General features: G+C 57.3%; 17 protein-coding genes. 7 read left to right on the top strand and 10 right to left on the bottom strand.

Annotation, left to right across the window (positions count from 1 at the left end; genetic code table 11):
- Positions 1-71: 71 nt before the first annotated feature.
- Positions 72-269, bottom strand: a complete 198-nt coding sequence (locus NPS56_RS01940) for a hypothetical protein (RefSeq protein WP_274073213.1) — start codon at positions 267-269, stop codon at positions 72-74.
- An 81-nt stretch (positions 270-350) separates the two neighbouring features.
- Here NPS56_RS01940 and NPS56_RS01935 point away from each other — a divergent pair, with 81 nt between their 5' ends.
- The 6 genes from NPS56_RS01935 (at position 351) to NPS56_RS01910 (ending at position 2,962) form a co-directional block, all read left to right on the top strand.
- Complete coding sequence (locus tag NPS56_RS01935) at positions 351-1,049, top strand: LexA family protein (protein ID WP_274073212.1); 699 nt, start codon at positions 351-353, stop codon at positions 1,047-1,049.
- Positions 1,050-1,383: 334 nt separating this feature from the next.
- Complete coding sequence (locus tag NPS56_RS01930) at positions 1,384-1,758, top strand: hypothetical protein (protein ID WP_274073211.1); 375 nt, start codon at positions 1,384-1,386, stop codon at positions 1,756-1,758.
- 10 nt (positions 1,759-1,768) lie between these two features.
- On the top strand, positions 1,769-2,044 hold the full coding sequence (locus NPS56_RS01925; protein ID WP_274073210.1) for a hypothetical protein: 276 nt from the start codon (positions 1,769-1,771) through the stop codon (positions 2,042-2,044).
- Complete coding sequence (locus NPS56_RS01920; RefSeq protein WP_274073209.1) at positions 2,041-2,415, top strand: hypothetical protein; 375 nt, start codon at positions 2,041-2,043, stop codon at positions 2,413-2,415. Before NPS56_RS01925 ends, NPS56_RS01920 begins: the two co-directional genes overlap by 4 nt.
- Positions 2,412-2,696 carry a pyocin activator PrtN family protein gene (locus NPS56_RS01915; RefSeq protein WP_274073208.1) on the top strand — a complete coding sequence of 95 codons (285 nt, stop codon included), beginning with the start codon at positions 2,412-2,414 and terminating at the stop codon, positions 2,694-2,696. The genes NPS56_RS01920 and NPS56_RS01915 overlap by 4 nt, the downstream gene beginning before the upstream one ends.
- Positions 2,693-2,962 (top strand): pyocin activator PrtN family protein, encoded by a 270-nt coding sequence (locus NPS56_RS01910; RefSeq protein WP_274073207.1) that lies wholly within the window; start codon positions 2,693-2,695, stop codon positions 2,960-2,962. The genes NPS56_RS01915 and NPS56_RS01910 overlap by 4 nt, the downstream gene beginning before the upstream one ends.
- A 43-nt stretch (positions 2,963-3,005) precedes the next feature.
- Here the strand turns inward: NPS56_RS01910 and NPS56_RS01905 are convergent, their stop codons facing one another.
- The 3 genes from NPS56_RS01905 to NPS56_RS01895 form a co-directional block, all read right to left on the bottom strand.
- Positions 3,006-4,280 (bottom strand): radical SAM protein, encoded by a 1,275-nt coding sequence (locus NPS56_RS01905; protein ID WP_274073206.1) that lies wholly within the window; start codon positions 4,278-4,280, stop codon positions 3,006-3,008.
- A complete protein-coding gene (locus NPS56_RS01900) occupies positions 4,280-5,086 on the bottom strand; it encodes a hypothetical protein (RefSeq protein ID WP_274073205.1) in 807 nt (268 codons plus the stop codon). The genes NPS56_RS01905 and NPS56_RS01900 overlap by 1 nt, the downstream gene beginning before the upstream one ends.
- Before the next feature lie 68 nt (positions 5,087-5,154).
- Positions 5,155-6,246 carry a site-specific integrase gene (locus tag NPS56_RS01895; protein WP_274073204.1) on the bottom strand — a complete coding sequence of 364 codons (1,092 nt, stop codon included), beginning with the start codon at positions 6,244-6,246 and terminating at the stop codon, positions 5,155-5,157.
- Between the two features lie 102 nt (positions 6,247-6,348).
- Between NPS56_RS01895 and dusA the strand changes: the two genes are divergently transcribed.
- Positions 6,349-7,368 carry a tRNA dihydrouridine(20/20a) synthase DusA gene (gene dusA / locus NPS56_RS01890; protein WP_274073203.1) on the top strand — a complete coding sequence of 340 codons (1,020 nt, stop codon included), beginning with the start codon at positions 6,349-6,351 and terminating at the stop codon, positions 7,366-7,368.
- 13 nt (positions 7,369-7,381) lie between these two features.
- Here the strand turns inward: dusA and NPS56_RS01885 are convergent, their stop codons facing one another.
- From NPS56_RS01885 to ligA, 6 genes are all read right to left on the bottom strand, one after another.
- On the bottom strand, positions 7,382-8,695 hold the full coding sequence (locus NPS56_RS01885) for a sensor histidine kinase (protein ID WP_274073202.1): 1,314 nt from the start codon (positions 8,693-8,695) through the stop codon (positions 7,382-7,384).
- Positions 8,692-9,360: a response regulator transcription factor gene (locus NPS56_RS01880; protein ID WP_274073201.1), complete on the bottom strand. Its 669-nt coding sequence runs from the start codon at positions 9,358-9,360 to the stop codon at positions 8,692-8,694. Before NPS56_RS01880 ends, NPS56_RS01885 begins: the two co-directional genes overlap by 4 nt.
- Positions 9,361-9,363: 3 nt before the next feature.
- Positions 9,364-9,687 carry a PepSY domain-containing protein gene (locus tag NPS56_RS01875; protein WP_274073200.1) on the bottom strand — a complete coding sequence of 108 codons (324 nt, stop codon included), beginning with the start codon at positions 9,685-9,687 and terminating at the stop codon, positions 9,364-9,366.
- Positions 9,687-9,995: a PepSY domain-containing protein gene (locus NPS56_RS01870; protein WP_274073199.1), complete on the bottom strand. Its 309-nt coding sequence runs from the start codon at positions 9,993-9,995 to the stop codon at positions 9,687-9,689. Before NPS56_RS01870 ends, NPS56_RS01875 begins: the two co-directional genes overlap by 1 nt.
- Before the next feature lie 87 nt (positions 9,996-10,082).
- Positions 10,083-11,246, bottom strand: coding sequence for a zinc-binding metallopeptidase family protein (locus NPS56_RS01865; RefSeq protein ID WP_274073198.1), 1,164 nt, complete (start codon positions 11,244-11,246; stop codon positions 10,083-10,085).
- Between the two features lie 179 nt (positions 11,247-11,425).
- On the bottom strand, positions 11,426-13,783 hold the full coding sequence (gene ligA, locus NPS56_RS01860; protein WP_274073197.1) for an NAD-dependent DNA ligase LigA: 2,358 nt from the start codon (positions 13,781-13,783) through the stop codon (positions 11,426-11,428).
- Positions 13,784-13,851 lie beyond the last annotated feature (68 nt).

Genomic DNA, 13,851 nt, shown 5'->3' with positions numbered 1-13,851 from the left:
GTGCATGTGCTGTGTATCGTCGTAGCTGGGCTGGGGGATCTTTGGTGAGAGGCCCCAGCTCAGCACCCTTTTTAAGCCGCCGACTTGAAGCCTGCGGTTTTTTGTTCTTCGGTATACAGGCGCTCAATGGCCTTCCCCGTCACATAGCGAACGTCCGCACCTTTAGCTGCACGATTGATAGTTGGCTGTGTTGTACCAACACGCTCCGCGATCACGCGCTGGGACAAGCCAGACCGCAGAAGCACCGCGAGCATTTCTTGGATAGTCATATTGTTCACCGATGCGCTTTCGCATTGGTCGCCACAATACACAAACGTATTGGATGATTCAATACAATCTCCGATACGTTTTTGAATCAAGGCAGAAGAAAAGTGATTGGGGACCGCATCGCTCAACGCATGGTGGAACTTGACTTATCCGAAGGGGAACTAGGCCGTCGCTCCGGCGTACCCCAGCCCACCATTCACAGGATCGTGACGAACGCGGTTTCCAGCCCTCGTCACGACAACGTTGAAAAAATTGCCAAGGCTCTTAAGGTCAGTAGCAACTGGCTTTGGAACGGAGGCGAACACAAGGACCCCAATCCAAGCAAAATCCACCAAGCATCTGCAGAGTCAAACGTCGAACCCGGGCCGGCAATTAAAGGATATGTCCCATTGATTTCATGGGTACAAGCAGGAGCTTGGTGCGAGATTGAAGATGTGCGCACGCTTGATGATGCCGAGATTTGGCTGCCGTGTGCTGCATCGCATAGCCGTCAGACCTACGCACTTAGGGTCCGGGGTCTGTCCATGTTCAACCAACACGAACGTCGCTCTTTTCGTGATGGCGATATCATCTTTGTAGATCCAGCCAAGGACGCCGAAAATGGCTCGTTGGTAATAGCCAAATTGGTCAACAGCCAAGAAGCAACGTTCAAGCAGTTAGTCATGGAGGGAAATCGTAGGTTCTTGAAACCCTTGAATCCGGCCTGGCCGGAGCCAATCATCGAGCTAGAAAACGATGCGATTATTTGCGGGGTTGTATTCTCCAAGCTTGAAATCTTCTGAAGCTGCGACATGAAGGAAGCCCGCACATCGCGGGCCTTTTTATGCTTGACCATAAAATCAATTCAAATACGTATTGACTGAATCAATACGCATTTGTATCGTTTGCACCGTACACCTCTCACCAAAGAGTACGAGCCATGCAAACCACACAGCACAGAAACACCCGCTGCCCGGTGTACTTACACCCCGCAGCCATCACTAACCCCGCCGCCGTAGACGCCATTCAAAAACGCACCGGATTGTTGGTGATCGTCAACATCGGTCGCCCTGCTGCCGCCCTTCCTGCTCGCTCTGTCGCCACCAGCGAAACCGGCCCCTGTGGAGGTGACGCAGCATGAACAACTACCGCATCCCGCTCGCAAAACAAGAGTTGCTGCATCACATGCTTCAGGCTGGAGGCACCGCCGTTTGCCCTCTTCAACGGCCAGAGCAAACCATCTATGCGAGTTTTGAAGTAGAGCTCACCGACGACAACGCGGTCATCAGCGTGGACTTCGGCGGCCATACAGGCGAACTGACTCTCAAGCGCTCAGATCGGGCCAATCACCTGCACCTCCGGGATTTCATCCAGGACATTGCGAACGGTCGCATTGAGTCGGCAGAGCCGGCGCCGCCGCCAGAACAACCCACTCGCACGGCGCAAATTCAGCAAATGCTGGCCGAGTCGGAAGCACTGCTGAACAACGTTCGAGAACTGCTCGCAGCCTGAGGACAGCGTCATGAACCTCACCCTGGATCAAACGGCCGCCGTGCTCGGCCTCAAGCCCCGCGCCTTCCGCACCAGGTTGCGGGAACTGCGCATCCTGACAAATGACGGGGACCTGGCCAGCCATCACCGCGACCGGGGCTACCTGTTCTCGGATCCACGCAGCGTCCAGATCGGAAATACCAATCGCTATCGGCACTACGCCGTAGTGTTGGTGAAGGAAGAAGGCGTCAAGTGGATCGCAAAAAAACTGAACATCACCGTCACGCACAAGGACGCCGCAGCATGAGCCAGAACGCTATCACCCAAGCCATCGGCGCATTGAAGCTGGTTCCGATGTTTCTCAATCATCCAACCATCATCAGTCGCGCCACGCTGATTGGCGCATCCGCCGAAGCAGTCCAGTTGCTCGAGGCGTTACCAGCGGTGAGCGCTGAACTGGCCGAGGTGTTCCGCTGCGTCGATGCGGTCATTGGTGAAGGCCACATCGCCTACGTCACCCCAACCAAATCACTGGAGTACCCCTACGGCGCAGTCGTCTCCGACCAACTCGGCAATGTCTGCGCGGCGGCCATGGGCAAAAGCAAAGAAGGCCTTGCTGAACTGATCCGACTCAAGTTGCTGCCCCTATCGGAGGGGTCCGGGGAGGATGCTGCATGAGCAACACCCTTGACCAACTTCGCAGACAGTTCGCTACGCCCTGCCCGTCTCTAACAGCAGTGCGGGAACACTACTTCAAGCACATCCGCACCGACCGCTACCTGCTGAGTGAAATCAAGGCCGGGCGCATCCCGCTGGTTGTGAAGCGTCTTCATGACTCGGTGCGAGCAAAACAGGTGGTGTATTTACATGATCTGGCCGACTTCCTCGATGCCTTCGCGACGAAGGAACCAGCATTAATCAACTGTGGCCCCAGCCGCAATGTTAAGGAGACTGCATGAACACACTTTTTCTTTTAATGGCTCAATATGACGGGCAGGCTGTGATTCCGCTGGATCGTGTTTGCACTGATTATATGCACTTAACCATTGAAAAATTCAAGCGAAAACAGCTACTGGGAGAAATAGACATCCCGATAATTAGACTAGGCACAGTCACGCAAAAAGCTGCATTAGGAATACACATCAAAGACCTAGCGACCTACATCGACAATCAACGAAGTAAAGCCGTTTTAGAGCAAGAAAAGCTGATGGGAAGAGCATCATGAGCATGTGCTCGGGAGGACTCTTCCCGAGCACATTTTTATGAATTCAAATAGAAAGATGGTCAAGACATTTAACAGGCAACGCGAACCCCATCGAAATTTCGAATTCACTAAGAGCCCTCATATAAATAGGCAGCCCAGCTAAATCTTTTTTACCGGTGTCTATAACCCCATCAAAGTAGCCTGGTGAATACAGACCATAATTCCCACTCCATATTTCACGCAAGTATGTTATCCACTTCACAGACTCGATATCAGTTTTCTCAAGACGGGATTTTGAATTTAAATACGTTGCAATTGAGCCTTGTGGCATCCACTCCCCAATAAAATCGTCAAACGTAATCAGCTCACCTATCATTTTTTTCTTAGCCAATGCCACGATATTGGCGGAAAAGAAGCTCGCATTTCTTAAATACAAGTCAGAAGCACTGCAACAAGATCCCCCGTCAGAGTGCAACAACAATTCATTATCAGCAAAACCGAACGTAATACCCGCAGCCTTAGCCTCTCCTCGCATGTAGATGAGGTGCGCAGCGCGATATGATAGCGGAAGCGCATATTCACTACCTTGCTTACGAGACCCCAGCTTCATATACGTTGAAACAGGCTGCCCACCTAATAACTCTAACAACGACGAACTGAAATTAACATTACCCTCAAGGGGAACCTTGAGATATTCTGCCGATATATGCTTGACACCTACATTTCGGGCTAACGCTAATAGCCCATCATAACTATCTTCGTGCCCCGGTATTATTGGTTGCATGCGAAAGCAAACCGGAACATTGAACGCAGACAACCTCTCAGCAGCATCCGCTATATCGCGAATAGGTGGACAGCCTTTATCTATTGACGATCTATAACCTTCAGAGACTACAGTAGTTGAAAACCGAACGTAACCATTAGACTCGCTTAGCGCATCCAAATATTCGATAGTACCCGGAAGGCTACTTTTCGTGCTGATTATAAATGGATAGTCATATTCATTGAGAATACGTATGTATTGGAGCGTACGCCTCTCTTTTAGCTCAATCGGAGAAAATGGATCAGACATCCCTCCCAACTGAAAGGGAATTCTCATTTGAATAAATTCATCGAGCGCAGAACGAACCACCCCATCAGCAACTCTTTTCAGCCGTTTCTTCAGCCGCTCTGGGTTGGCTATTTGTAATTTCTCATCACGCCCATACCCTTCACGGGTTCGAGCAAAACAATAGCCACAATTAAATTGGCAATGATTGTAGCTATCAAGCCTCAGAGGAGTAGCGCAAAAAGCCAACTGACTGGTAATTGCGGCGGAATACTTATAAACTTTTCTCATCACACAAGGTTCGCTAGCCACACACCAATATTTGCCAGCCACGCACCCATATTTGCTGACCATGTAGCAATATTTTCCAACCATGGAGCAATCTTTGCCAGCCACAGCCAAAGATAAACAAGACCACTTGAAATATGCTGAACAAAAACAAAGACGAACGCCACAAGGCTGAGCACCAGAAAAAACATAATTAGGGCGCGCGCAAATTTCCTCGAATTGGAATAACGCCCAAAAATCTCCCAAAATATAGCTCGCTCGGCATCCATATCCGCCTCACTCTCCCCCAACCTTGGCATTCCCAGCGAATAAATATTATCGTTAACCTTCATATAATAAATTGTTTGATCAGTGCCAACCTCCGGATTATTTGGGGGAATGACAAAATCATTCGAGTGCTTCGTTAGATACTTTTTACTATCAAGCCTAGAAATAAACTTTGGTAGCTCTGACCCCTCTTCAATTAGATCCTTCGCCAACCAAGAAATCCAGCGTTTGTCATGACCATAGCTTGAATAATCTGAAAACCTATTATATTGCTTGACAAACGAAGGACACCTTACCAAATAAATAACAAAAGAAATCAAAAAGAAAAACGATGAAACCCAAAGCATCTGCCAATTGAACGGCATCACAAGCTTTAAATTATAAGTTGCTCCACTTATAGTTATCGGAATGTATTCGGGCAACTGACTAAGAACCCCTGCCAAAATTGGAACAATCGAAAACCATAATGTCAAATATCGAAAAATCGTAATCTGATAAAAACTCTTGTATGTTTCCCAGCGAGGAGTATTAAGCGCTTTCATTAGACCCACCCAAAAACCCTATAGTTGAAGGAGCAACTTATCAGCATAATATCAGCTAATACCGGCGATTACCTAGTCAATACAGGTAGGCATTTCCATCCTAGGTAGATATCACCTCTTCCTCGCAAGTGCGTATATCGCCTCAACGAATTCCAATCCCGATGCCCTGAAACACTCGACACTCGCGGTATATCCCAGTCCATCTCGAACAACCGACTCACCCCGTCATGCCGCAGATCATGAAAATGTAGATCCTCAATCTCAAGGAAGAGGCATGCTCGGGTAAAGGATGCCGACACCGACCTGCTGTTGTAGGGAAAGATCTCCCTCTCCGCCTTAGGCATGGACTGGAGGATCGCCCAGGCCTCATCCGGCAAATGACACCAAACGTTATTGCCGATCTTCTGCCCGGGGTTTTTCATGTTGCGCACCAGCACCGCCTGCCGGGTTTCGTCGAGATCGTCCCAGCGGATCCGTGTGATCTCCTCCTGCCGACGCGTTGAGAAAATCGCAAAAGCGATGATCTTCGGCATGTCGATCTGGGCTTTGCGCCGCGTCTGCATCTCGAAGAAATGCTCCATCAGCTTGTCCAGCTCGTCGAGGGACGGCCGGCGGTTGCGTTCCTTGCTCTTGCTGACCAGGCCGAGCTTGCGTAACACCTTGCGCGCATCCGGCATCGCCAGCGGGTCGACCTCATAACCCCACGCCGGTCGGGCCACGGACAACACCGCCCCCAGGTGCGACAGATCGTTGCCGACCGTCTGCGCCTGGACACCACCGCCTTCCTTGCTCATCCGCCACTGGGCAAACTCCACCAGCTTTTGGCTTGTCAGCGCCGAGTCGTCGAGTTCGCCCAGCCAGGTGTCCTTAATCGCCTTCAGCGTGGCGTTCTTGGTCTTGCCCAGCGGGCGGATCTTCTCGTACTCGTCCAGATACTGCTCGATAATCTTCCGGATCGTCACGCCCTTGCGGTTCGCGCGCTCGATGGCACCCGGTTCGGCCAGCTCCGTCTCGCGACGCTTGATCCAGGCCTGGGCGACCTGCTTGCGGTCGAAGGTCTGGCTTTCCTGATAAACTGTCTTCCCGTCCCGATTGATCCGTATCTGCGCCGTGTAGGCCGTCGAGTTGTCCTTGCGCTTGCGTGATGTGATCGTGCCCATTTCCAGTTGCTACATTGCCGAATACGCTTGCTACATTGTAGCAACCGACTTCGAAAAACAAGGAAAAATGGGTAAAAACCGCTGTATAAAAGATCAGTATCAATGAATTTCGAAAAACCTAAAGCGCCCGTAAATACTAGCCCTACCCGCACCGAGCCGTCTCGCCGCTTCAGTGTGGCGCCGATGATGGATTGGACCGACCGTCACTGCCGTTTCTTCCTGCGCCTGCTCTCCAAGCACGCGCTGCTCTACACCGAAATGGTCACCACCGGTGCCTTGCTCAACGGTGATCACGAGCGGTTCCTGCGGCACAACGAAGCCGAGCATCCGTTGGCGTTGCAGTTGGGTGGCAGTGTGCCGTTGGATTTGGCGGCTTGTGCGCGGATGGCGCAGGAACATGGGTACGATGAGGTGAATCTGAATGTGGGCTGCCCCAGTGACAGGGTGCAGAACAATATGATCGGCGCGTGCCTGATGGGGCATCCGCAGTTGGTGGCTGATTGTGTGAAGGCGATGCGCGATGCAGTGTCGATTCCGGTGACGGTCAAGCATCGGATCGGGATCAATGGGCGGGACAGCTATGAAGAGCTGTGCGATTTCGTTGGCACGGTGCGCGATGCCGGTTGCACCAGTTTTACCGTGCATGCGCGGATTGCGATTCTGGAGGGGTTGTCGCCGAAGGAGAATCGCGATATTCCGCCGTTGCGTTATGACGTGGCCGCGCGGTTGAAGGCGGACTTCCCTGAGCTGGAGATTATTCTCAATGGCGGGATCAAGAGCCTGGAAGCCTGTCACGAGCATTTGCAGACGTTCGACGGGGTGATGCTCGGGCGTGAGGCTTATCACAATCCCTATGTGATGGCCGAGGTGGATCAGCAGTTGTTTGGCAGCAGCGCGCCGGTGATCTCTCGCGCCGAGGCGTTGGCGCAGTTGCGACCTTATATCGCTGCGCACCTGGAAGCCGGTGGCGCGATGCACCATATCACTCGCCATGTGCTGGGGCTGGGTACCGGGTTTCCGGGCGCGCGCAAGTTTCGTCAGTTGTTGTCGGTGGATATCCACAAGGCGAAGGATCCGCTGGCCTTGCTGGATCAGGCGGCCGGGTTGCTCGAGGGGCGTTGATCGCCCCGTTGTTTCAGCGTTTGGGTAAGTCGATGGTCACTTTCAAGCCGCCCCACTCGCTTTCTTGCAGCAGTAGCTGCCCGCCCCAGCTGTCGACGATGTCGCGCACGATGCCCAGGCCCAGGCCATGGCCGTCGGTCTGTTCATCCAGGCGGGTGCCGCGGCTGATTACCTGATCGCGCTGGTCCTGGGGAATTCCCGGGCCGTCGTCTTCCACGCTCAGCTCGTAGGCTTGTGCGGTTTCGATCACGCTCAGGCGAACTTCGGCGTCCGCCCATTTGCAGGCGTTGTCCAGCAGGTTGCCGAGCAGTTCCAGCAGGTCTTCGCGGTCCCAGGGCAGCTGCAGGCCGCTGGGCGCGACATAGCTGAGGTGCAGGTGTTCGCCGTGGATCATGTTCAGGGTGGCGAGCAATCCCGGCAGTTCGGCGTCGCAATCGAACAAGGCCCCGGGCAATGCGTCGCCGGCCAGGCGGGCGCGGTTGAGTTCGCGATTGAGGCGCAGGCGGACCTGTTCCAGCTGGTCCTTGAGGACCTGGCGCAGTTGCGGGTGGGCGTCGAGTTGTTCGCTGGAGGCCAGGCTCAACAACACCGCCAATGGGGTTTTCAGGGCATGGCCGAGGTTGCCCAGGGCATTGCGCGAACGCTTGAGACTGTCTTCGGTGTGGGCCAGCAAGTGGTTGATCTGGGTCACCAGTGGTTCCAGCTCGATCGGCACCTGATCGTCGAGTTGCGAGCGCTGGCCCTGTTGCAGTTGCGCGATCTGTTCCCGGGCCTTTTCCAGCGGGCGCAAGGCGCGGCGCACGGTGAGCCGTTGCAGCAGCAGGATTAGCAGCAGGCCCGCCAGCCCCAGGCCGAGGCCGATCTGTTGCATGCGCTGGAAGCTTTCGCGCACCGGGGTGTAGTCCTGGGCCACGCTGATGGAAATCGACTGGCCGAGGCGCCGATAGTCCGAACGCAGCACCAGCAGTTGCTGGCCTTCCGGGCCCAGTTGCAGGTTGCTCTCCAGGCCCGGCCGTTCGAGACGTGGCAGTTCCTGGTCCCAGAGTGAACGGGAGCGCCAGTGGCTGTCAGCAAAATCGATGCGGAAATAGTGGCCGGAAAACGGCCGCTGGTAAGCCGGCGACAGCAGACGCTCATCCAGTTGCAAACCCTGGGGGCCGCGCACCAGCGCCACCAGCAGGTTTTCGCTGTCGTTGCGCAAGCCGGCTTCGAGGTAGCGCTGCAATCCCACTTCGAACAGCCACAGGCTGGTTTGTGCCAACACCAGGCCGACGATCACCATCACACTGATCAGGCCCAGGCTCAAACGGCGCTGGATCGACCTCACCGGGCTTGCCCACCCAGCAGGTAACCCTGGCCGCGACGGGTTTCGATCACGTCGCGCCCGAGTTTGCGCCGCAGGTGGTTGACGTGGACTTCCAGCACGTTGGAATCGCGCTCGGTTTCACCGTCGTAGAGGTGTTCGGCCAAGTGGCTTTTGGAGAGGATCTGTTCCGGGTGCAGCATGAAGTAGCGCAACAGGCGAAACTCGGCGGCCGTGAGCTGGATGTCGGCGCCATCGCGGGTGACGCACTGGCGACCCTCATCCAGTTGCAGGCCGGCGGCCTTGAGGGTCGGTTGATTGACCTGGCCGTGGGAGCGGCGCAACAGGGCCTGGATGCGCAGGTGCAGTTCTTCAGGGTGGAAAGGTTTGGTCAGGTAGTCGTCGGCGCCGGCCTTGAGGCCTTCGATGCGCTCGGCCCAGGAACCGCGGGCGGTGAGGATCAGCACCGGCGTCGCCAGGCCGGCGGCGCGCCACTGGGTCAACACGTCTAGCCCGGGCAGCCCCGGCAGGCCGAGGTCGAGGATGATCAGGTCATAGGGTTCGGTGCTGCCCTGGTGCACCGCGTCGCGGCCGTCGGCCAGCCAGTCCACGGCATAACCTTGGCGATTGAGGCCGGCCACCAGTTCGTCGGCCAGCGGCACGTGGTCTTCCACCAGGAGCAATCGCATCGGTCAATCTTCCTTGTCTTTGAGTAAATGGCCGGTGGTGGCGTCGATGTCCAGTTCGCGGACCACACCCTCGGTGGTCAGCAATTCGACTTCATAAATGTAGACGTCGTGCTTCTCTTCGAGCTCGGCTTCCAGCAGCTTGGCCCCCGGATAACGATCCAGCGCTTTTTGCAGAAGCTGCTCGAGCGGCAGGATCACGCCCTGTTGGCGCAGGCGCAGGGCCTCGTCCTGGTCGAGGTCGCGGGCCATGACCACCGAGCAGAAAACCAGCAGCGCCAGGGCCATGCGGCCGCTGACGCGTCGAGGGGAAAAGGAATGCAGCGTCATTACGTGTCCTGATGATCCTTGAGAATCTGCCCGCTGACCGCGTCCAGCTCCAGGTCCCACTCGATGCCCTGCGGGTCGCGCAGTTCAACCTGGTAGATGTACTTGCCGTACTCTTCTTCCAGTTCGGTTTCGGTGACGGTGGAGCCGGGATGCTTGGCCAGCGCCGTGGCATTGAGCTTCTCGAAAGACACAATGGTACCAGCGTCGCGCAGCCTCAGGGCTTCGTCGGGGCCGAGGTCGCGCGCCTGGGCGAGGTTGGCGGTCAGGCCGATGAGGGATGCGGCGAACAGGGCAGTAAAGGATTTCATGGGTGTCTCCGTATTTTTTATGTGTTGCCTACGGGGGCCACCTTAGCGAAACCAACTTAATTGAAACTGAATTGCCATCATGCGCGACTATTGTGCCAGCACCTCGTCGGCCCTGCCGCCTTCGCGCTGGATCACCAAGTGGATGAAGTGCAGCTTGGCGATCACCGCGGGCGGCAGCACGAAGGGGTAGAAATCCGGCTGGCCCATGCTGCGCGACAGCTCGTTGAGCATGCCGGCCAGTTCGATCCAGGCGTTGACGAACGACAGGAAGGCGGCGCCACCGGGGTGCTGCGGATCGTAGAGGGTGCTGGAGGGAAACGGCTGGTAGTCGAAGTCCATTTCCCGCGCGCTCATGCCAAAGCCGAGCGCGGTGTCGACGGCGTCCATCATGTGCAGATAGTGAGCCCAGGTTTCGGCCCAGTCTTCCCAAGGGTGCATGGTGGCGTAGGCGCTGACGTACTGCTGCTGCCAGTCGAGCGGCGCGCCTTGCTGGTAATGCCGTTCCAGGGCATCGGCGTAGCTGGCGCGTTCATCGCCGAACAGGTCGCGAAAGGGTTGCAGCCAGTCGCTGTTGGCAATCAGGCGGTCCCAATAATAATGCCCGACTTCGTGACGGAAATGCCCGAGCAAGGTGCGATAGGGTTCGTGCATCTGCACCCGCACCTGTTCGCGGTGGGCGTCGTCGGCTTCCTTGATGTCGAGGGTGATCAGGCCGTTGGCGTGGCCGGTGGTGGGTGCCTTGCCTTCGAGGTCGACGCCGATGACGTCGAAGGCCAGGCCGGTTTCTTCGTCCTGGGTTTTCGGGATGACTTGCAACCCGAGGCTGAGCAACTGCGCGATCAGGCGGCGCTTGGCGGTTTCCACCTTGCGCCAGCGCTCGTGGTTTTCGGCGATGGATAAATCGGGGATGGTACGGTTCAGGCTGCAGGCGATGCATAGGGCATCGTGGTCGTTGGCTGGCAGCAGCCAGTTGCAGGCGGCTGGGGAATCGAGATTGGCGCAGCGCCGGAACATGCCGGCTGCGGGATCGGCGTCGAGTAGCCAGGTGTCGGGCTGCTCGCCCGGTTGTAGCGAGGACAGGCGACTCTGCTCGGGTTGGTAACCCAGGGCTGCCGAACACGCCAGGCACTGGCTGTTGCGAAAGAACAGCGACTGGCCGCAACGACAGGGCCAGATCTTGCTGTTGCGCGAGCTTTCGCCCATGAAGGGGGCGGCGATGCGCGAGCTGAGCTGTTCGAAGAAGCGGTACATGAGCGATCTCTCCCTGGGGCTTGCCAAGACTAGATCATTGCTGGGGGGTGATCGTTCCCCCGCTTTGCGGGGGTGAATCAAAAGATCGCAGCCTTCGGCAGCTCCTACAGGGGGACGGCGGCGTTTGCGCGATCCTTGTAGGAGCTGCCGCAGGCTGCGATCTTTTGATCTTGAGGGCGTCAGACCGTGATGTTGTGCCCTTTCAGGAACTCGACGAATGCTTCTTCATCCAGCACCTTTAGCCCGAGCTCATTGGCCTTGGTCAATTTAGACCCCGCGCCAGGCCCTGCGACCACGCAGTGAGTCTTGGCTGATACGGAACCTGCCACTTTGGCGCCGAGGCTTTCGAGTTTGTCCTTGGCCACATCGCGGCTCATCAGTTCCAGCGAACCGGTGAGCACCCAGGTCTGTCCGGCCAGTGGCAGGCCTTCGACGACTTTCTTCTCGCTCTGCCAGTGCATGCCGAAATCGGCCAGTTGTTTCTCGGCGTCCTCAGCCAGTTGGCGATTGGCCTCAAGGGCGAAAAACTCGCGAACGGAGTTGGCCTGTTTCTCGGGCAATGCCTGACGCATGTCCAGCCAGTCGGCGCTGATCACCGCTTGCAGCGAACCGAACTTGTCAGCCAGTTTCTGCGCCCCGCCCGGCCCTACCGAAGGGATGTGCAGCTTGTCGAGGAAACCGCCCAGTGTGGTGCTGGCGGCGAACTCGGCGCCCAGCTCGCCCTGGTCCTGAATCTGCAAGCCGTGCTTGAGCAGTTCGTCGATCACCTGCTGGTTGTGCGCGTCTTCGAAGAAGCTGTGAATTTCGTGGGCCACTTCCAGACCGACGTCCGGCAGGTAGGTCAGCACTTGCGGCAAGGCCTTCTGCACCCGCTCCAGCGAACCCAGGGAACGCGCCAGCACCTTGGCCGTCTCTTCGCCGACATCGGGAATCCCCAGGGCGTAGATGAAGCGGGCCAGGCTCGGCTTCTTGCTGTCGGCGATGGCGCTGAGCAGCTTGTTGCTCGACAGCTCGGCAAAACCTTCCAGGTCGACGATGTCTTCGAACTTCAGGGCGTACAGGTCGGCCGGCGAACTCACCAGGCCTTCATCGACCAACTGCTCGACGCTCTTGTCGCCCAGGCCTTCGATGTCCATGGCCCGGCGCGAGACGAAGTGAATGATCGCCTGCTTGAGTTGCGCGCCACAGGCCAGGCGCCCGACGCAGCGATACACCGCGCCTTCGCTGACGGTCTCGCGGCCCTTGCTGCGCTTGACCAGTTGCGTACGCTCGACGTGGGAGCCGCACACCGGGCATTGCTCTGGAATCTGTACTGGCCGGGCGTTTTCCGGGCGGCGCTCGGTGACCACTTGCACCACTTGCGGAATCACGTCGCCGGCGCGGCGGATGATCACCGTGTCGCCGATCATCAGGCCCAGGCGCGCCACTTCGTCCATGTTGTGCAGCGTCGCGTTGGCCACGGTGACACCGGCGACCTTGACCGGCTTCAAGCGCGCCACCGGCGTCACCGCACCGGTGCGACCGACCTGGAACTCGACGTCGAGCAACTCGGTGAGTTCTTCCATGGCCGGGAATTTATGGGCGATGGCCCAGCGCGGTTCGCGGGCGCGGAAGCCCAGTTCACGTTGGGAGGCGATGCTGTTGACCTTGAACACCACGCCGTCGATTTCATAGGGCAGCGCGTTGCGGCGTTCGCCGATGTCGCGGTAGTAGTCCAGGCATTCGTCGATGCCGTTCGCCAGTTTCAGCTCGTGGCTGATGGGCATGCCCCAAACCTTGAGCTGCTGCAGATTGCCGATGTGGGTATCGGCGATGTCCGCGGACACCTGGCCGATGCCGTAGCAGCAGAATTCCAGCGGACGGTTGGCGGTGATCTTCGAGTCCAGCTGGCGCAAGCTGCCGGCCGCGGCGTTGCGCGGGTTGGCGAAGGTCTTGCCACCGACTTCCAGTTGCGTGGCGTTGAGCCGTTCGAAACCGGCCTTGGACATGAACACTTCGCCGCGCACTTCCAGGGTCGCCGGCCAGCCGGTGCCGTGCAGCTTGAGCGGGATGTTGCGCACGGTGCGCACGTTGACGCTGATGTCTTCACCGGTGGTGCCGTCGCCGCGCGTTGCTCCGCGTACGAGCATGCCGTCCTGATAGAGCAGGCTGACCGCCAGGCCATCGAGCTTGGGTTCGCAGCTGTATTCAACCGCCGCGCCAGCGCCGAACAGATCACCGGCCGGCAGGTCCAGGCCTTCGGTCACCCGACGGTCGAACTCGCGCATGTCGGTTTCTTCGAAGGCGTTGCCCAGGCTGAGCATCGGCACTTCGTGGCGCACCTGGGTGAACGCCGACAGCGCGGCGCTGCCGACCCGCTGGGTGGGCGAGTCGCTGGTGACCAGGTCGGGATTGGCCGCTTCGAGGGCCTTGAGCTCGTTGAACAACCGGTCGTACTCGGCGTCCGGGATGCTCGGCTCGTCCAGCACGTGGTAGCGATAGTTGTGCAGGTCCAGCTCGGCGCGTAGCTCTAGAATGCGGTCTTGGGCGGCAGTCATGGGTGTTCTCTCATAAAGCAAAAGAGCAGCCGAGGCTGCTCAATTTGTTGATGCTGTACAAATCATTG

The sequence above is a fragment of the Pseudomonas putida genome (genome assembly GCF_028682635.1).
In the GTDB taxonomy this organism is placed as follows: domain Bacteria; phylum Pseudomonadota; class Gammaproteobacteria; order Pseudomonadales; family Pseudomonadaceae; genus Aquipseudomonas; species Aquipseudomonas putida_AE.
This window is presented reverse-complemented; position numbering and strand designations above follow the sequence as displayed.

What these genes read in the sequence shown, in the direction of transcription:
- NPS56_RS01920 (WP_274073209.1), top strand. Translation starts at nt 2,041, where the DNA reads ATGAGCCAGAACGCTATCACCCAAGCCATCGGCGCATTGAAGCTGGTT.
- ligA (WP_274073197.1), bottom strand. Translation starts at nt 13,783, where the DNA reads ATGACTGCCGCCCAAGACCGCATTCTAGAGCTACGCGCCGAGCTGGAC.
- NPS56_RS01930 (WP_274073211.1), top strand. Translation starts at nt 1,384, where the DNA reads ATGAACAACTACCGCATCCCGCTCGCAAAACAAGAGTTGCTGCATCAC.
- NPS56_RS01870 (WP_274073199.1), bottom strand. Translation starts at nt 9,995, where the DNA reads ATGAAATCCTTTACTGCCCTGTTCGCCGCATCCCTCATCGGCCTGACC.
- NPS56_RS01925 (WP_274073210.1), top strand. Translation starts at nt 1,769, where the DNA reads ATGAACCTCACCCTGGATCAAACGGCCGCCGTGCTCGGCCTCAAGCCC.
- NPS56_RS01900 (WP_274073205.1), bottom strand. Translation starts at nt 5,086, where the DNA reads ATGAAAGCGCTTAATACTCCTCGCTGGGAAACATACAAGAGTTTTTAT.
- NPS56_RS01880 (WP_274073201.1), bottom strand. Translation starts at nt 9,360, where the DNA reads ATGCGATTGCTCCTGGTGGAAGACCACGTGCCGCTGGCCGACGAACTG.
- dusA (WP_274073203.1), top strand. Translation starts at nt 6,349, where the DNA reads ATGAATTTCGAAAAACCTAAAGCGCCCGTAAATACTAGCCCTACCCGC.
- NPS56_RS01895 (WP_274073204.1), bottom strand. Translation starts at nt 6,246, where the DNA reads ATGGGCACGATCACATCACGCAAGCGCAAGGACAACTCGACGGCCTAC.
- NPS56_RS01875 (WP_274073200.1), bottom strand. Translation starts at nt 9,687, where the DNA reads ATGACGCTGCATTCCTTTTCCCCTCGACGCGTCAGCGGCCGCATGGCC.
- NPS56_RS01915 (WP_274073208.1), top strand. Translation starts at nt 2,412, where the DNA reads ATGAGCAACACCCTTGACCAACTTCGCAGACAGTTCGCTACGCCCTGC.
- NPS56_RS01910 (WP_274073207.1), top strand. Translation starts at nt 2,693, where the DNA reads ATGAACACACTTTTTCTTTTAATGGCTCAATATGACGGGCAGGCTGTG.
- NPS56_RS01865 (WP_274073198.1), bottom strand. Translation starts at nt 11,246, where the DNA reads ATGTACCGCTTCTTCGAACAGCTCAGCTCGCGCATCGCCGCCCCCTTC.
- NPS56_RS01940 (WP_274073213.1), bottom strand. Translation starts at nt 269, where the DNA reads ATGACTATCCAAGAAATGCTCGCGGTGCTTCTGCGGTCTGGCTTGTCC.
- NPS56_RS01905 (WP_274073206.1), bottom strand. Translation starts at nt 4,280, where the DNA reads ATGAGAAAAGTTTATAAGTATTCCGCCGCAATTACCAGTCAGTTGGCT.